We start from the raw sequence: 22519 nt of genomic DNA on the forward strand, positions 1-22519 counted from the left end.
CTGCAAGCGCTTCCAACTCCCACCGACCGCACAGGCCCGCACACACGGGCCTGTCGCGTTCACGCAAACGGCCAGGAGCGCAGACAAACGGCAGCGGGCACATGCCTGCACAGCACGCAGCCTTGCTAAACTCCGCCGACTTTACTCTGGCCACCTGTCTTCTCGATGCCCACCATTCGCCCGCTTGCCCTCGCTCTTGGCTTCAGCCTGATCACGCTGCTGTCCGCCCCCGACGCCGACGCCGCTCGCAAGAAGAAGGCAGCTCCCAAGGCCCCGGCCGTCTCCGCGGCCTGCACCGATTTCTATGACTACGCCAACGCCGGCTGGCTGAAGGCCAACCCGGTCCCGCAGGCTGGCGCCGTGACTGCGCTGGGCCAGCTGTCCGACCGCGCCTTGCAGCAGCAGCGCGAACTGCTGGACGCCTCGATGAAGGCACCGCAGGGCAACGTGCAGAAGCTGCTCGGCGACTTCTGGGCCAGTGGCCTGGATGAGGCCGCCGTGGAAAAGGACGGCTCCAATCCGATCGCCCCCTTGCTGTCGCGCATCGACGCGATCAAGAAGGCCAAGGATGTGCCCGCCTCGATCGCTGCGTTGCACCAGGTCGGCATCCCGGTCGGCTTCAACTTCGGTCCGGACGTGGACCTGAAGGCGCTCGACCGCCACATCGGCTACTTCATGCAGGGCGGCATGGGCCTGCCCGACCCGGCCTTCTACACCCGGACCGATGCCGACACCCAGGCGCTGATGGGCCGTTACCGCGCCTACGTCAAGCAGATCCTGGCGCTGACCGGCACCGCTGCCGACAGGCTCGACGCCGATGCCGCCTCGGTGCTGCAGATCGAAACCGCGCTGGCGCGTAGCGCGCAGTCGGTGCAGGGCATCAACAACCCGTTCAACAACTACGCCCCGATCGCCACCAAGGAGCTGACCAAGCAGTACAAGAACCTGCGCCTGGCCGACTTCCTGGAAGCCCAGGGCGTCAAGGACGACCTGGTGTCGATGGCCGACCCGGCCATGTTCAAGCAGCTCGACAGCATGATCGTCAGCATCAAGCCGGACCAGTGGAAGGCCTACCTGCGCTGGCGCGTGGGCGATGCGATGGCGCCGTACCTGTCCAAGAGCTTCCACGATGCCGAGTACCAGTTCCGCGGCCGTCTGCTGCGTGGCGACGCCCTGCCGCCGCAGCGCTGGCAGCAGGTGCTCGATGCCATCAACGTGGCTGCCGGCCCGATGCTCGGCCGCGAATACGTGGCGCGCTACCTGAGCAGCGACACGCGCCGCCAGGCCGAAGCCATCGCCGACCAGGTCCGCGACGCGCAGCTGGCCGCGCTGGAGCGCACCGGCTGGGGCAACGGTGAGGTAGTGGCCGAAGCCAAGGCCAAGCTGGCGGCGATGAAGATCGAAGTCGGCGCACCGCGTCGCGATCTGGATTACACCGTGCAGCCGATGGGCCGCGGCAGCTTCGGCGGCAACATGCTGATCGCCTCGACCTGGCGTCACCGCGAGGAGATGAAGCGCATCGGCAAGGGCAACGCCGACCGTCGCTGGGACGTGCTGCCGCAGCAGCCGGCGGTGGCCTACGACATCGCGCAGAACCGCCTGATCATCACCGCTGCCGTGCTGCAGCCGCCGGTGCTCACTGCCGGCAGCACGCCGGCCGCGCAGTACGGCGCTTACGGCGCGCTGGTCGCCCACGAAATCACCCGCGCCATCGACGCCAAGGGCTCGCTGGTGGATGCCAAGGGCGAGCTGCGCAGCTGGTGGACCCCGGCCGAAAAGACCAGCTGGACCCTGCTGACCGGCAAGGTGGCCGAGCAGTTTGGCGCCTACCCGTATCCGGGCGTGCCCAACGTCAAGGTCAACGGCGCGCAGACCGCCGAAGAAAACCTGGCGGATCTGGCCGGTATCGAACTGGCGTGGCAGGCCTTCAGCAAGGCACAGCCGGCGGCCACCGAGGCCGACAAGCAGGCCTTCTTCACTGCCTGGGCCGGCTTGTGGGCCCAGCAGCTGTCGCCGAACGAAGCGGTGCAGCGCGCCAGCGCCGACATCCGCGCCCCGGGCCAGTGGCGCACCAACGGCCCGCTGTCCAACCTGCCGGAATTCGGTGCGGCCTTCAGCTGCAAGGCCGGCCAGCCGATGCAGCGCGTGGACGCCGAGCAATTGAAGATCTGGCGCTGATCCAGGCGCCAGGACGTCACTGGCAAACAACACGCAGTGGCAGGCAATGAAAAAGAGCGCGGAATCCGCGCTCTTTTTTTGCCTCCGGCATTCATCGCTCTGTCGTAGGAGCGGCCCCGGCCGCGACCGGGGCGGTACCGGCACCCCGCGTCGCGGCCAGGTCCGCTCCGACGAGCCGATGGGTTGCGCGATCAAGCCGATGGGTTGCCCGATATCAGCGCACCACCCGCAGCGGTGGCTTGCGTCCTTGCCGCTTGTCTCCGGCACTCATGGATCTGTCGTAGGAGCGGACCCGGCCGCGACCGGGGCGGTACCGGCACCCCGCGTCGCGGCCAGGTCCGCTCCTACGAGCCGATGGGTTGCGCAATCGAGCCGATGCGGTTGCGCGATCAAGCCGATGGGTCGCCACATGTCAGCGCACCACCCGCAGCGGCGGCTTGCGTCCCTTGCCGCTTGTCTCCGGCACTCATGGATCTGTCGTAGGAGCGGACCCGGCCGCGACCGGGGCGGTACCGACACCCCGCGTCGCGGCCAGGTCCGCTCCTACGAGCCGATGAGTTCCGCGATCAAGTCGATGGGTTGCACGATCGAGCCGATGGGTTGCCCGATNCACCCCGCGTCGCGGCCAGGTCCGCTCCTACGAGCCGATGAGTTCCGCGATCAAGTCGATGGGTTGCACGATCGAGCCGATGGGTTGCCCGATGTCAGCGCACCGCCCGCAGCGGCGACTTGCGTCCCTTACCGCTTGTCTCCGGCACTCATGGCTCTGTCGTAGGAGCGGACCCGGCCGCGACCGGGGCGTTACCGACACCCCGCGTCGCGGCCAGGTCCGCTCCTACGAGCCGATNTCATGGCTCTGTCGTAGGAGCGGACCCGGCCGCGACCGGGGCGTTACCGACACCCCGCGTCGCGGCCAGGTCCGCTCCTACGAGCCGATGGGTTGCACGATCGAGCCGATGGGTTGCGCGATATCAGCGCACCGCCCGCAGCGGCGACTTGCGTCCCTTGCCGCTTGTCTCCGGCATTCATGGCTCTGTCGTAGGAGCGGACCCGGCCGCGACCGGGGCGTTACCGACACCCCGCGTCGCGGCCAGGTCCGCTCCTACGAGCCGATNTCATGGCTCTGTCGTAGGAGCGGACCCGGCCGCGACCGGGGCGTTACCGACACCCCGCGTCGCGGCCAGGTCCGCTCCTACGAGCCGATGGGTTGCCCGATATCAGCGCACCGCCCGCAGCGGCGGCTTGCGTCCTTGCCGCTTGTCTCCGGCATTCATGGCTCTGTCGTAGGAGCGGACCCGGCCGCGACCGGGGCATTACCGACACCCCACGTCGCGGCCAGGTCCGCTCCTACGAGCCGATGGGTTCCGCGATCAAGTCGATGGGTTGCACGATCGAGCCGATGGGTTGCCCGATATCAGCGCACCACCCGCAGCGGCGGCTTGCGTCCCTTNGTTCCGCGATCAAGTCGATGGGTTGCACGATCGAGCCGATGGGTTGCCCGATATCAGCGCACCACCCGCAGCGGCGGCTTGCGTCCCTTGCCGCCGCCCTTCTTGCCGCCACCGCCACCAAACGGCGATTGCCCGCGCCAGTAGCGAATCATCAGCCAGCCGAACAGCATGCCGCCCAGATGCGCGAAGTGGGCCACGCCCGGCTGCCAGCCGGTGGCGCCCAGGAACAGCTCGATCGCACCGAACACGATCACGAAGGTGCGTGCCTTCATCGGGATCGGCGGAAACAGCAGCATCACCCGCTGATTCGGAAACAGCATGCCGTAGGCCAGCAACAGGCCGAACACACCGCCCGACGCCCCCACCACCGGCGCCCCGCTCTGGGTGAACCAGGCCATCAGCAACTGGCACACGCCGGCACCGGCCACGCACACCAGGTAGTAGGTCAGAAAGCGCTTCTGGCCCCAGGTCTGCTCCAGCGCCGCGCCGAACATGAAAAGCGCCAGCATGTTGAAGAACAGATGGTTGAAGCCGCCATGCAGGAACGCATAGGTCAGCAACTGCCATGGCATGAAGCTGGCGCCTGGCGAGAATGCATCGAAGCCGTTGGAGATTGGCCACAGCATCAGCCACGACAGCGTCGCATCGGAGGGCAGCACACCGGCGCCCAGGTCACCCAGTGCCCATTGCAGCAGGAACAAGCCAATATTGGCGATCAACAACGCTTTGGTGACGGGCGGCAGTTGGGGCATGACGGCATCCTTCGGAATGCCGGCCATCATAACGTCAGGCTTATGAAGGTCCCCACACGGCCGCATCCAGCCGCTGCGCGGCACTGGCGCGGCGTACCCGGCCCTGCTCGACCGCCACGCCTTCGGCACGCAACCGCCGGCATTGCTCACGGTAGCCGGACGAACCGTCCGGCAAGGCGATCCGGCCATCGCTGCGCAGCACCCGGTGCCAGGGCAGTTGCGGATCGTCATTGCCGCTGAGCACGCGGGCGACCAGCCGCGCCCGCCCGGGCAGGCCGGCGTGCAGCGCGACCTCGCCATAGCCGGCGACCTGGCCGGAGGGAATTGCGCGGATCGCCGCGAGGATGCGCAATCGCGCCTGTTCGCTGGAGGGCCTCTTGCCGCTGGCGCCGGCGCGCGCAGGTGGGCCGGCCGGTGGACGCGTCGCTGGGTTGCGGGGCTTGGACATCGCGCAAGGATGCCAGCTATGAGGCATGGCCGGCTGTGGACGGCAGATCGGCAGTTGATTGACGCATCGGATGCGTCTGACCCTCACCCCAACCCCTCTCCCGAGGGGAGAGGGGCTTTGATCTGTTCGCTCGCAGGACCCTGGCCTGCGTCAAGCGCACTTACGTCGGGTGCAGAACTAGCGTGCGGTATTGCGCGGGGCTGCAGCAAGTTAGGAAACGCAGGGGCCGACGTCAGTACCTGCATCAGGCAAGGGACTGATACCCTCGTTGGTCCGGCCACAACAGCCGCTTCGATGCATAGTGCATCAGTGCATCAGTGCATCAACACGATCTCTTCCGACGACGTGGGATGGATCGCCACGGTCTCGTCGAAGTCGCGCTTGGTCGCCCCCATCTTCACCGCCACCGCGAAACCCTGCAGCATCTCATCGGCGCTCTCGCCCAGCAGGTGCACGCCGACCACGCGCTCTTCCTCGCCCACGCAGACCAGCTTGAACAGGCTGCGCTGCGGCGCGTCGGCCAGCGCGTGCAACATCGGACGAAAGTTGCTGCAGTAGATGCGTACCGCACTGCCGTGCCGCGCGCGCGCCTGCTCCTCGGTCAGTCCGACCTGCCCGAGCGGCGGATGCGAGAACACCACGCTCGGCACGCCTTCGTAGTCCATGCGCGCATCCGGCTGCTGGCCGAACAGGCGGTCCATCAGCTTGCGTCCGGCGGCGATCGCCACCGGCGTCAGCCCGACCTTGCCGCCGACATCGCCGATGGCATGGATGTTCGGCACGTTGGTGGTCTGGCCTTCGTCCACCAGCACCTCGCCTTTGTCGCCCAGGCGCACGCCAACCGCTTCCAGACCCAGCCCCGCCGTGTTGGCACGTCGGCCGGTGGCGAAAAAAACCTGGTCGAAGACGTCGTTGCCCTGCTCGCCGGGGTGCGCGGGGTGGCCATGCACGCGCAACTTGCCTTCTGCATCGCGCTCCAGGCCGGTGGTGGAAAAACCGAAATGCAGGCGCACGCCCAGGTGCCGCAGGTTGTCGGCCAGTTGCAGGGTCAGCTCGGCGTCGAAGCGCTCCAGCAGCCGCTCGCCCTGCACGAACAGATGCACGCGGCTGCCCAGTGCCTGCAGCAGGCCGGCGATCTCCACCGCGATGTAGCCGCCGCCGACAATCGCCACCTGCGCCGGCGCATGACAGAGATTGAAGAAATCGTCGGACACCTCGCCGTGCTCGGCACCGTCGATGTCCGGCCGCAGCGGATGCGCACCGGTGGCGATCACGATGTGCTCGGCGGTGACCGGCACGCCATCGCCGCCCATGACGGTATGGCGGTCCTGCAGCACGCCGCGCTGCGGAATCATCACCACGCCATCTTCGTTGAGCCGACGCCGGTAACTGGCGTGGATGTTATTGATGTAGCCCTGCCGGTGGGTGACCAGTTCCTGCCAGGCCAGGGTCGGTCGCGGCACATCGAAACCCAGCGCAGCGGCCAGCTCGATCTTGCCGGCCAGATCGGCCGCCAACCACATCGCCTTCTTCGGCACGCAGCCGAGATTGACGCAGGTGCCGCCCAATTCGTTCGGCTCCATCATCGCCACGCGCGCGCCGTGCCGGGCCGCGCGAAACGCAGCGGCCAGTCCACCGGAGCCGCCGCCCAGGATCACCACGTCGTAGTCGTATCGGGCACTCATGCGAAGCGCTCCGCCCGGTAAGGATGCGGGTCCAGCGCAGGTGCGCGGCCCGTGATCAGGTCGGCCATCAGTTGTCCGCTTGCAGTGCTCATGCTGATGCCGAGCATGCCATGCCCGGCTGCGAGCCAGACGTGAGGACGCCCCGGCACCGCGCCCAGCACCGGCACATCGTCCCAGGTCATCGGCCGCCATCCATACCAGCGCTCGATCACGGCCGGACCGGCCGGCGCATGCAGATAATCGGCCGCTGCGCGCTCCAGCGCCGCCAGGCGCGTGGGGTTGAGGCGGGTGTCGCGCCCGGAGAATTCCATCGTGCTGCCGATCCGCAGACGATCGCGCCACGGCACCACGAACACCCAACGGTCCTTCAGCACCACCGGGCGACGCGGCATCAATGCCGGAGCGGTATAGGTGATCGAATAGCCCTTGCCGGCCTGGACCGGCAAGCGCACCCCCAGCTGCGCCGCCAGCACCGGCGACCATGGGCCGGTGGCGATCACCACCTCGCGCGCCTGCAATCGCCCGCGCTCGGTGTGCACGCACGCGCCGCGTGCATCCGGCACCAGCGCATCGACGCGGCACTGCGCCTGGATCACCGCACCGCGCGCGCGCAGCACCCTCGCCAGCTCTGCGGTGTAGCGCTCCGGAAGCAGATGCGCATCGCCGGGGAAATGGATCGCGCCGGCAATGCCCGCGCGAAATGCCGGGTCCTGGCGCAGGTAGTCGGCGCCCTCGATGATCTCGGCCTGGATGCCCCACTGCGCAAGCACGCTGCACTCGGCGCGATACTGCGCAAAGCGGCGCGCATCGCCGAACACGTAGTCCAGCCCATCGCTGCGGAACTCGCAGTCCAGCGCATAGCGCTCGACCCAGTCGTCGAAGCGGTGTCGCGCATCGCCCAGCAACGCCGCGCGCGCCTGCGCGCTGGCCTGCCAGTGCGGCGCATTGCAACGCTGCGCAAACCGCAGCAACCAACGCCACAGCGCCGGATCCAGGCGTGGCCGGATATACAGCGGCGCGTCCGGCGTCAGCATCCACTTCAGCGCCTGCGCGATCATGCCCGGCGCTGCCAGCGGCGGCGCATGGCTCGGCGTGATGGTGCCGCAGTTGCCGTACGAGGTTGCCGCCCCCACCGCACCGGCATCGAGCACGTGCACCTGCCGCCCCGCCTCGACCAGCGCCAGCGCAGTCGCCAGGCCGACGGCGCCGGCACCGACCACCACCACATCGACAGGCGCGGCGCTCATCGGTGCACTACCGCGCGCGCGCACTGCTGCGACGCATCGGCGGCACGCGCAGATAGGTCACGCTGCGCCATAGCCACTCCATCGGCCCGAAGCGGAACCGGCGCAGCCACAGCTGGCTCAGCACCACCTGCAGCGCAAACAGCGCCAGCGCGAACGGCAGCTGCCACACGCGTGGCAACTGCTCGAAATAGCCAAGCCCGTACCCGTAGAAGATCCAGGTGCACACCAACGACTGCATCAGGTAGTTGGTCAGCGCCATGCGCCCGGCGGGCGCCAGCCATGGCAGGCGCGGCGCCAGGCGCACCACCCACGCCGCATAGCCCAGGCTCATCAGCGGGCCGGCAACCAGCGACAACGCGAACGCACCGGACAGGCGCAGATCCAGGCGCGCCGGATCGATCCACGGTTCCAGCGCGTAGCTCACCCCCATCACGCCCAGCCCGAGCGGCAGCACCCCGTAGCGCAGGGCCTGGAACAGGCGCGGGAAACGCTCGGGCGCGGCGATCGCGCCACTGCGTACGAACCAGCTGCCCAGCAGGAACATGCCGAGCATCGCCGGGCCATTGATGCTCAGCCCGGTCATTGCCTGCTGCAGGTCATGCCAGCGCTGCAGCGTGGCCTGCGCATAGCTGCCGCTACCGAAGGCCGCGCGCTGCGCCTGCACGTTGGCTGCCGCCTGCTGCGCCGCATCGGCCACCGCGGCCTTCCACTCCACCGACGCTACCGGGTCGAGCTGCATCAAGCTGCCCGCGATGCCGTACAGCAGCATCAATCCCGGCGCGCAGCAGTAGACCAGCACGGCAAGCCACGGCAGCGTCACCGTCGGCACCGCGCGCGTGGCCAGCAGCAACACCGCGAGCAAGGCGTAGGTCAGCAGAACATCGCCGGACCACAGCAGCAGCGCATGCGCCAGCCCGATCACCAGCAGCCCGACGGTGCGACGCAGATACGGGCCGACCAACCCGCGCCCGGCCTGCGCGGCGCGCTGCGCCATCACCGCAAACCCCATGCCGAACAGCAGCGAGAACAGTGTGTAGAACTTGCCCTGCACGAACAGGTACACCAGCGCATCGGCAATCCGGTCGGCACCGTGCCAATGCGGCTCCACGCCGGTGACCGCCAGATCGAGCGGGCCGACGAAGGCTTCGATATTCATCAGCAGGATGCCCAGCAGCGCGAAACCGCGCAGCACGTCCAGCACCACCATGCGCTCGCTGGTGGCAACGGGCAGCAGAAGATCGCGCGGGCTCATCGCGGCCCGGTCAGCACGGCGCGGCGATCGCGGCGCGCACCATGCAAGCAGCCCGCCGGGAGGGCGGGCCGCAAAAACACATCCAGCGAACGCTGGCCGGGCGAACACGACCGGCGCAGGCGACTCGGCATCAGCACGCGGTGCATGCCGATGCTGGCGATTGCCCGCAGCGGTCCGCCCGCCTCACAGACCGTATAACGGCTGTGCTCAGTGGTGATGGCCGCCTTCGCCATGCACGTGCCCGTGGTCGCGCTCTTCCTGGGTGGCTTCACGCACCTCGATGATCTCCACGTCGAAGTGCAGGTCCTTGCCCGCCATCGGGTGATTGAGGTCGACGTCGACCACACTCATGCCGACCTTCTGCACCGTCACCGCGCGCGGGCCGAAGTTGGTCTGCAGCACCACCTGGGTGCCGGGTACCAGCTTGGTGGCGCCGAAGTGCTTCTTGGGCACGCGCTGGCTCAGGCCTTCGCGGTATTCGCCGTACGCTTCGGTGGCCTTGACGTCCACGCCGAAGCTGTCGCCGGCTTGCTTGTCCATCATGGCCGCTTCCAGGCCCGGAATGATGTTGCCGTGGCCGATCATGATCGCCAACGGGTCACGCTCCTTGGAGCTCTCGATCGGCTCCTGGCCGAGCTCGGAAACGGTGTAGTGGAAGCGGACGACGCTGTCTTTTTCGATCTTCATGCCTGGCTCTGGATAGGCTGCCCGGTGGCAGACGGTGGAGGACGGCTTGTCGGCCGCCGGGTGCGCCGCCATCATGGCGACCTTTCGAACCGCCCATTATCCCGGCTCCATGCATATCACGCCAGTTGTCGCCGCCCGCGCCCGCCGCGTCGCGGCCAGTTCGTTGCTGGGCCTGCTCGTGCTGCTGGGCGGTTGCGCACAGGCGCCGGTCCGCCGACCGGCCGCCACCCCGCCACCGGCACCGCGGGTCTGGCCGCAGGTGCCGCCGTCCAACCCGGCCGCCGCCAACAACATCCTGATGCGTGCGCTGGGCCTGGTCGGCACGCCGTACCGCTTCGGCGGCAATACGCCGGAGACCGGCTTCGACTGCAGCGGATTGGTCACCTATGTCTACAAGGACGTGCTGGCGCTGGCGCTGCCACGCACCTCGCGTGACCTGGCCGCGGTGCAGGGACCCCGCATCCCGCAGGAGAAACTGACCACCGGCGATCTGGTGTTCTTCGGCTCCAGTGGCAACGTGACCCACGTCGGCATCTATGTCGGTGAGGGCCGCTTCGTGCATGCCCCCACCACCGGCGGTACCGTCCGCCTGGATTTCCTGGATGGCGCCTACTGGCGTGACCATTATTCAGGTTCAAAGCGGGTTTTGCCTTGATATGTGATGCACATCACATTTCACAAAACGGAAATTTAACCTTTTTTGAACGTAACGATTCGTTCACCAAGGCATCATCCCGCATCGACAGCAGAATTGTGATTCCCGCGTGACGAACGACGAACAGATCATCACTGGCGCCGCACCGCTTCCGCCCCGGAAACCGCTCCGCCTGCTATGCGCCACCGCCCTTTGGCTCGCAGCCCTTCCCGCCCTGGCCCAGACCGCCAACGGCACCGCCTCCGCTCCGCAGACGACCCCGCCGGACAGCACCGTCGCCGCCGAGAAAGCCGCAACCCGCAGCCGCGCCGACGCCGCTGCCACCGCCACACTGGCCGCCCTGCTTCCGCACCTGGCCGCCAACGATGCCATTCCGCTGATGGACCGCTCGGCGATGTTCGCCGGTGACCTCAGCCGCCTGCTGGCCAATTACGACGTGTCCCAGAGCGCGGCCAACGCCGCCCAGAACGCCGTGGCCGACAGCCGTGTCCAGGTGATCCTGCAACGCGCCATGGCCCTGCTCGGCACCCCGTACGTCTGGGGCGGCGAGTCCACCGAAGGGTTCGACTGCAGCGGCCTGGTCGGCTATGTGTTCAAGACCGCACTGGGCATCGACCTGCCGCGCGTCTCGCGCGACATCGCACGCGACGAGTCCGCAGAATTGATCAAGGACCCCAACGCGCTCAAGGCAGGCGATCTGGTGTTCTTCGGCCGGCGCGGCCGCATCGACCATGTAGGCCTGGTGGTCGGCGACGGCAAGTTCCTGCACGCGCCCAGCCGCGGCAAGGACGTGCGGGTGGATTCGCTGGCCAGCGGCTACTGGAGCGAAAAGTTCATCCAGGCACGTCGGGTGCTCTGACCCACCGCGTGGGGACTGCGTCGATTGCATGACAGAGGCCGCGGCGATCCCGCGGCCTTTTTGTTGCGTCGTCGTTGCGCATCGGCGTTCCGCAGCCCCGATGACCGCTGCATGACAGCGGGTGCCATCCATCGCCGGGCTACGCGGCAGGCAGCGCACGTCAGCGGCACGCAGCACCTCGCGCATGGCGCAGCGCAGCGTGCGCTGCAGGTTACCGCGCGGTGTCGGCCTGGTAATGCGCCATGGTGTCCTCGATGCCCTTGCTCAGCTCCATTACCTTGAGCGCGTATTCGGCCAGGCGCTGGTCTTCCGGCGTACCCGGCTGCCAGGACGGCACTGCCACCGGGGTGATGCCGTCCGGGTCCATCGCCACGAACACGATGATGCAATGCGTGCATAGCCGCGAGTCGCCGCCCATCGGGCTGCGTGCGCGCACATCGATGGCGAAATGCATGCTGGTGCGCCCGGTGTAGACCAGCTTGGCAGACACCGCGACCAGGTCGCCGATCCGCACCGGCGCCACGAAGCGAATGCCGCCCACCGCCACGGTGACGCAGTAATGCCCGCTCCAGCCACTGGCCGCGGCAAAACCCACCTGGTCGATCCACTTCATCACCACGCCGCCATGCACCTTGCCGCCGAAATTGACGTCGCTGGGCTCGGCCAGAAAACGAAATGTCAGATCACGCTGTTGGCCAGTCACCGCCCGCCCTCGTCAATGGATGAGCTGGAAGTGTGCCATGCGGGTGCGCTGTCGGTGCGCAGAGATGTCCGGGTGCTGCGCCAGAGCAAGAACATCACCATCGGCCCAGTGGGCGCACGCGTGGAAAGCCTCTATCGCGCCTTGGATAGCGCGTTTTCAGGCCGAGCAGCAACGGACACTTTCCACGGCGTAAAAATCGATTCAATCAAAACTGCTGAAACCCCCATCCGGCATGGCTGGTGCACTTCCTCAACCACGTACTGCTTCGATGTTGTCCTGCTTGCGGAAACACAACCAGGGAAAATGCGGCTGTTTCAACTTGAACATCTTCCGCAAACGCGCACTCGGGCGTCGCGGGTCGAACAGTGGCTGCACTACAAAACGGTCGAAGCTGGCGTAGGTGTGCTGGTGGTAGTGCGCGGCCAGCGCCGGAACCCCCAGCTCGGTGAAATAGCGCAGGCTGCGCGCCGCGCTTGCATCGGCGGCCTGGGCATCCGCATACAGCGGGCTGTCGAGGATGTGCAGTTCGCCGCCGTCGCGCAGTTGGGCGAGCAAGCGGATGACCAGCGCGGCGGGGTCGGCGAAATACTGGATACAGGCCGGCAGCACGATAACGTCAAAGGCCTCGCGTGGCAGCGTCACGGTCTGGATATCGGCGGCGATGAAACTCAGGCGCTGGTCGTGGCAGAACACGCGTGCGGCCTGGGTCAGTTCGGTGCGATTGACGTCGATACCGCAGACATCGCGTTGCAGCGATTGTGCCAGCAGCTGCGACAGCCAGCCGTTGCCGCACCCCAGTTCGGCAATGGCGCCCTCGCCTGCACGCGCCTGCAGATGCTGCACCAGCAAGGCGCTGGACAGTGCGCGCACCTGCCATTCCAGGCTCGCGCCGAGCTTGCCGCCGGGCCGCGGCAGGCTACGCACCTGCGCATCGGTATAGAGCCGGCCTTCCTTGCGCCGGATCTCCAGGTACTGCTGCTCGAACGGATCATCGGCCAACGCGCGCTGCACGAACACGCCGTCGATGTTCTCCAGCTCGGACGACTGCTGCAGCCGATCGCGCAGCGCGGGAAATCCAACGGTCATCGATCGCGGTCAGCGTTGCGAGGGGGTGCGATCGTTCAATGGATCTTCCAACCCCACGTTGGTCGATGCCGACTCGTAGACCGCCTTGTCCAACAACCCGGTTTCCTTGGCCACCAGGACCGGCACCAGCATCTGCCCGGTCACGTTGGTCATGGTGCGCATCATGTCGAGGATGCGATCGATCGCATACAGGTAGCCGATCACTTCCAGCGGCAGGTTGGCCGCGCTCAGCACCACCGTGGCCATGATCACCGCCGTGCCCGGCACGCCGGCCGTGCCGAAGCTGCCGAGCACCGAGGCGATCAACACCACGAAGTACTGGTTTGCGGTCAGCGGCACGCCGGTGTACTGCGCAATGAACACCGCGCACAGGGCCGGGAAGATCGCGCCGCAGCCATCCATCTTGATGCTGGCGCCCAGCGGCACTGCGAATGCGGCGTAGTCCTTGCTGACACCCAGGTTGTGCGTGATCGAGCGCATCGCCACCGGCATCGCGGCAAAGCTCGACGAACTGACGAACGCCACCTGCATGCCCGGCGCGGCACCGCGGAAGAACTTCCACGGATTCAACCCGTGCAGCAACAACAGGCCGCTGTAGACCACCACGATATGGATTGCGCAGGCCACATACAGCGCCAGCACGAAGTTGCCGAACGGCAGCAGCTTTTCGAAGCCATAGCTACCGACCAGGCTGGCGATCAGCCCGAAGGTGCCCAGCGGGGTCATCTCCAGCACGAAGCGGGTGACCTGGATCATGATGTCGCTCAACTGCGCGGTGAGCTTGCGCGCCTCGGCCACGCGCTCGCCGAGCTTGACCATCGCAAAGCCCAGCAGCGCAGCGAAGAAGATCACCGGCAGGATCGATCCACGCCCGGCCGCCAGCACCGTTTCGCCGGCCGCATTGGTCTTGGTGCCGATGCCGGTCAGTGCGTAGAACGGGTTGGAGGGCACCACGTCCAGCAGCACCTTGATCGGGCTGGGCACATCGCGCGGTTTCCAGGCCGAATCCACGCTCAGGCTGAAATGCCCGGCGCCCGGCTGCATGATCGTGCCCACCGCAAGGCCGACGCCTACCGCCAGCGCGGCGGTGATCACGAACCACAGGAAGGTGCGCCCACCGAGCGCGGCGACGGATTTTTGCCCGTGCAGCGAGGAGATCGCATTGATCACCGCAAAGAACACCAGCGGGATCGCGATCATCTTGATCAGGGTGACATACAGGTCGCCGAGTGGGCCGAACCACACATCGGCCGCCGGGCCCATGGCCCAGCCGGCCAGCGCGCCGAGCACGAAGCCGGCCACCACGCGTTGCCAGAACGGAATGCGCAACCAGGCCGAGACCACTGTCATGCGTCGAATCATCCGGGGGGAGAGTGCATGCACCATAGCCCACGCCCGCGCTGGCCGCGAGGCCACGACTGGAACAGCGGCGTGTCATCGGTGTGACGCCAGGCATGCCGGCATAATGGGCGCCGATTCAGTCACGAGTTCGATGCCGATGCATTACCGCCTGCCTGCCCTCGCCGTCCTGACCACCGTGTGTGTCGCCGCCTGCGCCTCCAGCGCCGGGACCAGCGCTTCGGCGCCTGCCACCGTGCGCGTGGAGGTGCCGCAGGTGACGCATCCGGCCGGCGAGACGCCGCAATGGTGGTACCGCTCGGGTGCGGCGCGCGCGGCCGGCAATGGCGCGATGGCCGGGCGCGCGCGCAATGTGATCCTGTTCCTCGGCGATGGCATGAGCCTGACCACGGTGGCGGCAGCGCGCATCCTGGATGGCCAGCGCAGGGGCGGGCCGGGCGAGGAGAACCTGCTGTCGTGGGAGCAGTTCCCGGCCACCGCCTTCAGCAAGACCTACAACACCGATTCGCAGACGCCGGATTCGGCCGGCACCATGACCGCGATCACCACCGGGGTGAAATCGCATATGGGCGCGATCGGCGTCAGCAGCGGCAGCCGCAGCGACTGCGCCGACAGCCTGGGCAAGGGCCTGCTGAGCTGGCTGCAGCTGGCCGACAGCGCCGGCATGGCCACCGGCATCGTCACCACCGCCCGCCTCACCCATGCCACCCCGGCGGCGACCTATGCGCATTCGCCGGAGCGCAACTGGGAAAACGACACCGACCTGCCCGAGTCGGCCCGTACTGCCGGGTGCCAGGACATCGCCCGGCAATTGCTGTCCACTGCCCGCTTCGGGCGTGGCCCGCAGGTGGTGCTGGGCGGCGGACGCAGCCAGTTCCAGACCGTGCAGCAACGCGACCCGGAATACGACGGCAAGGTCGGCCGGCGCCTGGACGGCCGCGACCTGGTCGCCGAATGGAAACAGGCGCATCCACAGGGTGCCTATGTCTGGAACCAGCAGCAGCTGCAGGCGGCGGCCGGCGCGCCCGCGCTGCTGGGCCTGTTCGAGCCGGATCACATGCAGTTCGACCACGATCGCAATCGCAGCCCGCAAGGCGAGCCCAGCCTGACCGAGATGACCCGCACCGCGATCCAGGCGCTGTCGCGCGATCCGAACGGCTTCGTGCTGATGGTCGAAGGCGGCCGCATCGATCACGCCAACCACGCCGGCAACGCCTACCGCGCGCTCGACGAGACGGTGTCGCTGTCCGATGCGGTGCGCACTGCCGTGCAGACCGCACCGCCGGACACGCTGATCATCGTCACCGCCGACCATTCGCATACGCTCAACTTCGTCGGCTACCCGGTGCGCGGCAACCCGATCCTGGGCAAGGTGCGCGGCACCGGCGGCGAAGAAGGCAACCGCAGCCAGCTCGCCACCGACCTGACTGGCCACCCCTACACCACGCTGAGCTACGCCAACGGACCCGGCTACACCGGCGCCAGCAACGCGCAGCCGGCCGGCCCCAAGACGTACCCGCACGACCCCGGCAGCAGCGAGCCGGCCGCCGGCCGCCCGGACCTGACCCACGTCGACACCGAGTCGCCCAGCTACATGCAGGAATCGCTGGTGCCGACCAGGTCCGAAAGCCATGGCGGCGAAGACGTCGGCATCTGGGCCACCGGCCCGGGCAGCGCGGCCTTCCGCGGCACGCTGGAGGAGAACGTGATCTACCACGTCATCGTCCAGGCCACCCCGCGCCTGCGCGCGCGCCTGTGCAAGGCCGGCACCTGCGACAGCGCCGGCGTGCCGGTGGCATTGCCGCAACCGGCCACGTTCGAGACTGCGGCCAGGCGCTGATGGGCCGGCTGCGCGCAGCGCGAGCGGCGGCGGCGGCGAGGCATCGGTCGCCGACTGCCTCCGGATGCAGCGGCGCAGCGAGCCACCCGCATCGATGACCGAACTGCTGCCACCGGCATCGCCGCCCGGCCCGGTCCTGGTCGCCTACAGCGGCGGCATGGATTCGAGCGCGCTGCTGCATCTGCTGGCAGCGTCGCCGGGTTATCGCAAGACAGGGCTGCGTGCGGTGCATGTGCATCATGGCCTGCACGCCGATGCCGATGCCTGGGCCGCGCACTGCCAGCGCCAGTGCGATGCCCTGCAGGTCCCGCTGCAGGTCGCGCGCGTGCAGGTCGCGCGCGACAGCGGCCTGGGTCTGGAGGCGGCAGCACGCCAGGCACGCCACGCCGCGTTTGCGCAGGCACTGGCGTCCGGCGAATGGCTGGCCTTGGCCCACCATCGCGACGATCAGGCCGAAACCTTCCTGCTGCGCGCATTGCGCGCTTCCGGCCCGGACGGGCTGGCCGCGATGCGCGCCCAGCGTCCATTCGCGGCCGGCATGCTGTGGCGTCCCTTGCTGGAGCACGCACGTGCCGCGGTGCTGGCCTATGCCCAGGCGCAGGGCCTGCAGTGGATCGAAGACCCCAGCAATGCCGATGCCCGCCACGACCGCAACTTCCTGCGTACCCAGCTGATGCCCGTGCTGCGGCAGCGCTGGCCGCAGGCCGCCGAGGCACTGGCGCGCAGCGCGCAGCTGAGCGCCGATGCCAGCGACCTGCTGCTGCAGGAGGACAGCGTGCGACTGCCGGGCCTGCTGACCGCCACCGGCGCACTGGATCTGCGCGTCCTGCGCGCACAGCCGGCCGCACGTCGGCCACGGCTGCTGCGCGCCTGGGTCAGTGCAGCGCAGGCGCCACCGCTGCCCGCGCAGGGCGTGGCCGCCCTGGAGCAGGAGATCGACGACGACGCGCCCGATCGGCAGGCCTGCTTTGCCTGGCAACAGGTGCAGGTGCGGCGCTGGCGCCAGTGCCTGTACCTGCTGCATCCGCATGCCGCCTGGCCGGCGTCATGGCAGGCGTGCTGGGATGGCGCAACCCCGCTGCCACTGCCGGATGGCGCCTGCCTGCAGTTGCATGGCGCGCCCGGCTTGCGCTTCGCGCAACCGCTGCTGGTGCGCGCACGCCAGGGGGGCGAACGCATCGTGCTGCCGCAGCGCGCGCATTCGCATCGGCTCAAGCAGCTGCTGCAGGCGCTGGATCTACCGCCCTGGCAACGCGCGCGCCTGCCGGTGCTGTGGGGCGACGGCCAGGTGCTGGCGGCCGGCGACCGCATCGTCTCGGCGGCATTGAGCGCGTGGCTGCAGGCCAACGGCGCATCCTTGCACTGGCGCGACGCCGCCAATGCGAATTGACCCGCCTGCCTGCGCGCCGCACACTTTGACGATGGTCAAAAAATCCTTGAATGACACCTCCCCGGTCGCCCGCTTCGAACAGTCGCTGGAAGAACTCGAGCACCTGGTGCAGAAGATGGAAGCCGGCGACCAGAGCCTGGAGCAATCGCTCACGGCCTACGAGCGCGGCATCGGGCTGTACCGCGACTGCCAGCAGGCACTGGAACAGGCCGAACTGCGCGTGCGCATGCTCACCGACCCGGCGCGCCCGGACCTGGCCGAAGCCTTCGAATCGCCATCGCAGGACGGCGGCTGAGTGAGTTCGGCGTTGTTCGACCACTGGATCGGCCGCACCGAACGCCGCCTGGAAGCCTGTCTGCCCAGCCCGGCGCTGGCGCCGCAACGACTGCACGCGGCGATGCGGCATGCGGTGCTGGGCGGCGGCAAGCGCATGCGTCCGCTGCTGGTGTATGCCACCGGCGCGCTGTTCGGCGCCGACGAGGACAGCCTGGACACGCCCGCGGTGGCGGTGGAGCTGATCCACGCCTACTCGCTGGTGCACGACGACTTGCCGGCAATGGACGACGACGCCTTGCGTCGCGGCCAGCCCACCGTGCACATCGCCTTCGACGAAGCCACTGCGATCCTGGCCGGCGATGCCTTGCAGACGCGTGCGTTCGAGCTGCTGGCTGCGGCCCCGGTCAGCGCGGAGCTGCGGGTCGGCTGGCTGCAGAGTCTGGCCACTGCCGCAGGTGCGGCCGGCATGTGCGGCGGCCAGGCGCTGGATATCGACGCCACCGGCCAGCTGCAGGCGCTGTGCGACCTCGAGCGCATGCACGCGCTCAAGACCGGCGCGCTGATCCGCGCTGCCGTGCGCATGGGTGCGCTCGCCGGCGCTGCCACGGCCGACGACCAGCAGCGCCTGGATGCGTTCGCCGACGCGCTGGGCCTGGCGTTCCAGGTCCGCGACGACATCCTGGACGTGGAATCGAGCTCGGCGCAGCTGGGCAAGACTGCCGGCAAGGACGCCGCGCAAGCCAAGTCCACCTATCCCGCGCTGCTCGGGATGGACGGCGCCAAGGCCAAGCTGGCCGAACTGGCCACGCGCATGCACGACGTCCTGCAGCCCTACGGCTCGCCCGGCGACACGCTGGCAACGCTGGGCCGGTTTGCGGTGGACCGCGCGCACTAGGCTGCGCCGTTCGTTCGAGCGGCCCTGCAGCGGCAAGGCCGCGCCTTGCGCGCAACTGCCCGGTGCCCGGGCAGGTACGGGCATCGCCGCAGGCACAGTACGGACAGTCCTCGGCCGGCATGCGGTGACACGCGCGCATGTGATCGCGCCGGCCAGCCGACCACCGATCACCGACCCGGCGGCTGCGCCCTGGTCGCACACGACCGCCTGACCGCCGGTCCGCCGGCGGCCTGAGGTCACGGCAGCGGTCAGGATTCCGGGCAGCCAGTGGCCTGCATGCAGCCGCCGCGGCGATCCCGGCGAACGCGAACTCGCCCTCTCGCACAGCGCAATCGCTGCGGCGATCGAACGATCGCGCCGGCCTTTGCGCACACCGTGCGCTGGCGCACGGTGTGCGCAAAGGCGGGCACCCTGCAGGGGATGCGCTGGATCACAAAATGTAAATTTTCTTTCGGTACGTTTTCACATTGGCATGCCCCCCAACCACACGAAAAAGTGTGGCTGATACCGCAGTTTTCGGCTGAATTGGCGCCAACGGTGTCCGTATTTGTCATCAAACAGCCATCGACGCGCCAAAAACGGCGGCAATCGATTCTCTTGTTGGGCCTGTTCGCTCTGCCTAGGTTGGCCTGCCCGCGTTCGCGGACATCCCCCGACCACATGGAGAGTCACTGGTGAAGAACGTTTTTCTCGCATCGTTTGCAGCAGGTACGTTGGCCGTTGTCGGCGTGCTCGGTTCGGCGCAGGCGCAGTCCGTGCGCGGCCCGGTCCCGTTGACCATTGAACTGGCGCCGGTCGCCGATCAGGCCGGGCGACACCAGGGCAGGATCGCAGTGACCGTCACCAACAACGGCAGCCAGATCGCCCGCGTGCCGACCTATCAGCTGCCGTTGCAATCGCTGGACAACGGCATCCTGGAAGTGAGCCGCGATGGCGCGCCGGTGGCCTATACCGGGCGCCTGGTCAAGCGTGGCCTGCCCAAGGCGGCCGACTTCACCATCCTCAAGCCGGGCCAGACCGTGCAGGGCGTGGTCGACCTGGCGGCCGCCTACGACCTGTCCACCAGCGGCAACTACACCATCCGCGTGAGCTCGCCGCTGCAGTACGCCTCGCTGGCCGATGGCAGCCTGCTCAAGACCGCCGACGGCAAGACCGCGGTGGCCGGCAGCGCGCCCTTGACGGTGTGGCTGGACGGCGTCAACCGCGGCGTGCAGCGCCGGATGGCGATCGGGCCGACCGCCGTGGTCAACGGCATCAATTACCTCAACTGCAGCACCACGCGCACCAGTCAGATCGGCAGTGCGGTCACCGCGGCCCGCGCCTACTCGCAGAACGCGCGCAACTACCTCAATGCCGGCAGCACCGGCGCGCGCTACACCAGCTGGTTCGGCGCCTACAACGCCTCGCGCTACAGCCGGGTCAGCTCGAACTTCGTCAACATCGACAACGCGCTGGACCAGAACAACGGCCAGATCACCATCAACTGCGATTGCACCGACAGCGCCTTTGCATACGTCTATGCGAATGCACCCTACGAGATCTACGTCTGCAACGCGTTCTGGAACGCGCCGACCCAGGGCACCGACTCCAAGGCCGGGACGCTGGTGCACGAGATGAGCCACTTCACCGTGGTGGCCGGCACCCAGGACCGCGTGTATGGGCAATCCGGTGCGCGCAGCCTGGCGATCAGCAACCCGGCCCAGGCGATCACCAATGCCGACAGCCATGAGTACTTCGCCGAGAACACCCCGGCGCAGAACTGATCGCGTCCTTGCCTGAAACGGCAAAGGCCCGGCATCGCTGCCGGGCCTTTGTCATTGGCCTTGCGCCGGATTACTTGATCAGGCGCAGCGTGAACGGATAACGGTAATGCTCGCCGTTGTTGGCCTTGACCGCGGCCAGGATGCAGAACACCAGATTGGCGATCCATACCAGCGTCGGCACGAAGAACAGGATGCCGAACGACACGATGGCCAGGATCACCGCAGCCACATAGGCGATGATTACGGTGATCTGGAAATTCAGTGCTTCCCTGGCCTGGTCGGTGGCGAACGGCTTGGACGGGCTGGCGTCCTTGCTGATCAGCCAGATCACCAGCGCGCCGATGAAGGAGGTCAGGATGCCGAGCAGATGCGCGGCCAGCGCCAGGGTGCGTTCCTCCGACGGCGTGCTGCTATCAATCGGTGGCGGCGGCGATGCGGCGTGCGGCTCGAATTCGCTCATCATGTCTCCCCATGCATGGTTGTAGTGCGGCGGACTATAGCAACGATTCAGCCAGCCACCAGTGCGGGAAGACATGGTCTCGCCGGTGCACGCCGGCTGCCGCAAAGCACAGCGGCAAGACGCGCGCGGCGGGTGATGGGCGCAGCAGCCTGGCCAGCCGCGCTCAGCTGTCGCCTGCCACCGTCATGCGGTTGACCAGCACCGAACCGATCTTGACGTGCGAGCGTGGATCGACGTCACTGCCGACCGCCTCGATGCCGGCGAACATCTCGCGCAGGTTGCCGGCGATGGTCAGCCCGTCGACCGGATAGGCGATCGCGCCGTTCTCGATCCAGAAGCCACCGGCACCGCGCGAATAATCGCCGGTGACCGGGTTGACGCCATTGCCCATCAACTCGGTGACCAGCAGGCCGCGCTGCATGCCGGAGATCATCGACGCCAGATCGCCGGCGTTGGCGGTGACCTGCAGGTTGTGCACGCCGCCGGCATTGGCGGTGGTCTGCAGGCCCAGCTTGCGCGCCGAGTAGCTGCCCAGCACGTAGCGCTGCAGCACGCCGTCGCTGATCAGCGCCGAGCGCCGCGTCGCCACGCCTTCGCCGTCGAAGGCGGCCGAGCGCAGGCCGCGGCGCAGGTGCGGCAGCTCTTCGATATTGAACCAATCCGGGAACAGCTTGCTGCCGACACTGTCGAGCAGGAAGCTGGCGCGGCGATACAGCGCGCCGCCGGAGACCGCGCCAAGCAGATGGCCGACCAGCGAGCGCGCCACTTCCGGCGCAAACAGCACCGGCAGCTGGCCGGTCGGCAGCGAGCGTGGCTGCAGTCGCGCCAGGGTGCGTTCGGCGGCGTGGCGGCCGATCGCTTCCGGTGCCTCCAGGTCCTGCCGCGCCAGCGCACTGCTGTACCAGCCATCGCGCTGCATGCCGTCGCCCTGGCCGGCGATCAGCGCGCAGCTGATCGAATGGTGGGTGCCGCGCTCGCGGCCGACAAAGCCATGCGAGTTGGCATAGACCGACAGGCTGAGCCCGGTGCTGGCCGAGGCGCCATCGGAGTTGCTGATCCGCGCATCGGCATCGCGGCCGGCGGTTTCGCAGGCCAGCGCCAGATCCACCGCGGTATCGGCGTCCAGCGCCCAGGGGTGCCAGCTGTCCAGCTCCGGGAACTCGTGCGCCATCAGCTCCGGGTCGGCCAGGCCGGCAGCGACGTCGTCCTCGGTGTAACGGGCGATCGCGCAGGCCTGGGCAACGGTCGATTCCAGGCTGGACTCCTGCAGATCGGCGGTGCTGGCACTGCCCTTGCGCTTGCCGAAGTACACGGTGACCGCGATGCCGCGGTCGCGGGTGGATTCCACCGTTTCCACATCGCCCAGGCGCACATTCACGTCCAGGCCGCGCTCTTCGCTGCAGCTCACTTCGGCCTGGGTGGCACCGGCCGCGCGGGCGCGCTCGAGCAGGCGCTGGGAGATATCGGTCAGCGCATCCAGACGCTGCAGGCTGTCATCGGTGACACGGGTTTCGGAGGAGAGTGCGTTCAATG

At 68.0% G+C, this 22519-nt stretch carries 19 protein-coding genes; 8 read left to right on the top strand and 11 right to left on the bottom strand.

All coding sequences use genetic code 11. The annotated features are described in order from the left end of the window. Window positions 1-165 precede the first annotated feature (165 nt). The gene (locus C0541_RS07595) at window positions 166-2178 is read left to right on the top strand and encodes a M13 family metallopeptidase (protein WP_115047122.1); all 2013 of its coding nucleotides are present in this window, start codon (window positions 166-168) and stop codon (window positions 2176-2178) included. A gap of 1504 nt (window positions 2179-3682) precedes the next feature. Here C0541_RS07595 and C0541_RS07600 read toward each other — a convergent pair. The 6 genes from C0541_RS07600 to C0541_RS07630 all read right to left on the bottom strand — a co-directional run bounded on the left by C0541_RS07600 (window position 3683) and on the right by C0541_RS07630 (window position 9700). Further along, window positions 3683-4381 carry a rhomboid family intramembrane serine protease gene (locus C0541_RS07600; RefSeq protein WP_115047392.1) on the bottom strand — a complete coding sequence of 233 codons (699 nt, stop codon included), beginning with the start codon at window positions 4379-4381 and terminating at the stop codon, window positions 3683-3685. Window positions 4382-4421: 40 nt separating this feature from the next. Then, window positions 4422-4829: an MGMT family protein gene (locus C0541_RS07605; RefSeq protein WP_115047124.1), complete on the bottom strand. Its 408-nt coding sequence runs from the start codon at window positions 4827-4829 to the stop codon at window positions 4422-4424. Between the two features lie 314 nt (window positions 4830-5143). Next, window positions 5144-6514, bottom strand: a complete 1371-nt coding sequence (gorA, locus tag C0541_RS07610) for a glutathione-disulfide reductase (RefSeq protein WP_115047125.1) — start codon at window positions 6512-6514, stop codon at window positions 5144-5146. Further along, a complete protein-coding gene (locus C0541_RS07615; RefSeq protein ID WP_115047127.1) occupies window positions 6511-7761 on the bottom strand; it encodes an NAD(P)/FAD-dependent oxidoreductase in 1251 nt (416 codons plus the stop codon). Before C0541_RS07615 ends, gorA begins: the two co-directional genes overlap by 4 nt. 7 nt (window positions 7762-7768) lie before the next feature. Continuing rightward, entirely contained in the window at window positions 7769-9013 is a 1245-nt protein-coding gene (locus tag C0541_RS07620; protein ID WP_115047129.1) for a DUF418 domain-containing protein, read from the bottom strand. Between the two features lie 207 nt (window positions 9014-9220). Beyond that, window positions 9221-9700 carry an FKBP-type peptidyl-prolyl cis-trans isomerase gene (locus C0541_RS07630; RefSeq protein ID WP_104535809.1) on the bottom strand — a complete coding sequence of 160 codons (480 nt, stop codon included), beginning with the start codon at window positions 9698-9700 and terminating at the stop codon, window positions 9221-9223. 46 nt (window positions 9701-9746) lie between these two features. Between C0541_RS07630 and C0541_RS07635 the strand changes: the two genes are divergently transcribed. Together C0541_RS07635 and C0541_RS07640 are read left to right on the top strand one after the other, a co-directional pair. Continuing rightward, window positions 9747-10355, top strand: a complete 609-nt coding sequence (locus C0541_RS07635) for a C40 family peptidase (protein ID WP_193725881.1) — start codon at window positions 9747-9749, stop codon at window positions 10353-10355. A gap of 109 nt (window positions 10356-10464) precedes the next feature. Further along, entirely contained in the window at window positions 10465-11214 is a 750-nt protein-coding gene (locus tag C0541_RS07640; protein ID WP_115047133.1) for a C40 family peptidase, read from the top strand. 211 nt (window positions 11215-11425) lie between these two features. On the opposite strand, the gene C0541_RS07645 is transcribed toward C0541_RS07640, so the two are convergent. The 3 genes from C0541_RS07645 to C0541_RS07655 form a co-directional block, all read right to left on the bottom strand. Continuing rightward, window positions 11426-11917, bottom strand: a complete 492-nt coding sequence (locus tag C0541_RS07645) for an acyl-CoA thioesterase (RefSeq protein WP_115047135.1) — start codon at window positions 11915-11917, stop codon at window positions 11426-11428. A 249-nt stretch (window positions 11918-12166) separates the two neighbouring features. Next, complete coding sequence (locus tag C0541_RS07650) at window positions 12167-13003, bottom strand: class I SAM-dependent methyltransferase (RefSeq protein WP_161959940.1); 837 nt, start codon at window positions 13001-13003, stop codon at window positions 12167-12169. 9 nt (window positions 13004-13012) lie between these two features. Continuing rightward, entirely contained in the window at window positions 13013-14353 is a 1341-nt protein-coding gene (locus C0541_RS07655; protein WP_115047137.1) for a dicarboxylate/amino acid:cation symporter, read from the bottom strand. Window positions 14354-14495: 142 nt separating this feature from the next. Between C0541_RS07655 and C0541_RS07660 the strand changes: the two genes are divergently transcribed. The 5 genes from C0541_RS07660 (at window position 14496) to C0541_RS07680 (ending at window position 20526) form a co-directional block, all read left to right on the top strand. Then, window positions 14496-16202 carry an alkaline phosphatase gene (locus C0541_RS07660; RefSeq protein WP_115047139.1) on the top strand — a complete coding sequence of 569 codons (1707 nt, stop codon included), beginning with the start codon at window positions 14496-14498 and terminating at the stop codon, window positions 16200-16202. Window positions 16203-16296: 94 nt separating this feature from the next. Next, window positions 16297-17592: a tRNA lysidine(34) synthetase TilS gene (tilS, locus tag C0541_RS07665; protein ID WP_115047398.1), complete on the top strand. Its 1296-nt coding sequence runs from the start codon at window positions 16297-16299 to the stop codon at window positions 17590-17592. Window positions 17593-17623: 31 nt separating this feature from the next. Next, window positions 17624-17887: an exodeoxyribonuclease VII small subunit gene (locus tag C0541_RS07670; RefSeq protein WP_115047141.1), complete on the top strand. Its 264-nt coding sequence runs from the start codon at window positions 17624-17626 to the stop codon at window positions 17885-17887. Further along, complete coding sequence (locus C0541_RS07675) at window positions 17888-18763, top strand: polyprenyl synthetase family protein (protein WP_115047143.1); 876 nt, start codon at window positions 17888-17890, stop codon at window positions 18761-18763. It begins immediately after the preceding gene. A gap of 674 nt (window positions 18764-19437) precedes the next feature. Then, on the top strand, window positions 19438-20526 hold the full coding sequence (locus C0541_RS07680; protein WP_115047145.1) for a M35 family metallo-endopeptidase: 1089 nt from the start codon (window positions 19438-19440) through the stop codon (window positions 20524-20526). Window positions 20527-20596: 70 nt separating this feature from the next. On the opposite strand, the gene C0541_RS07685 is transcribed toward C0541_RS07680, so the two are convergent. Continuing rightward, window positions 20597-21061 (bottom strand): DUF4870 domain-containing protein, encoded by a 465-nt coding sequence (locus C0541_RS07685; RefSeq protein ID WP_161959941.1) that lies wholly within the window; start codon window positions 21059-21061, stop codon window positions 20597-20599. 88 nt (window positions 21062-21149) lie between these two features. Then, window positions 21150-22517 (bottom strand): metalloprotease PmbA, encoded by a 1368-nt coding sequence (gene pmbA, locus C0541_RS07690; protein WP_115047149.1) that lies wholly within the window; start codon window positions 22515-22517, stop codon window positions 21150-21152. Window positions 22518-22519: the final 2 nt, after the last annotated feature.

It is taken from the genome of Xanthomonas arboricola (assembly GCF_003353015.1).
Lineage (GTDB): Bacteria > Pseudomonadota > Gammaproteobacteria > Xanthomonadales > Xanthomonadaceae > Xanthomonas > Xanthomonas arboricola_E.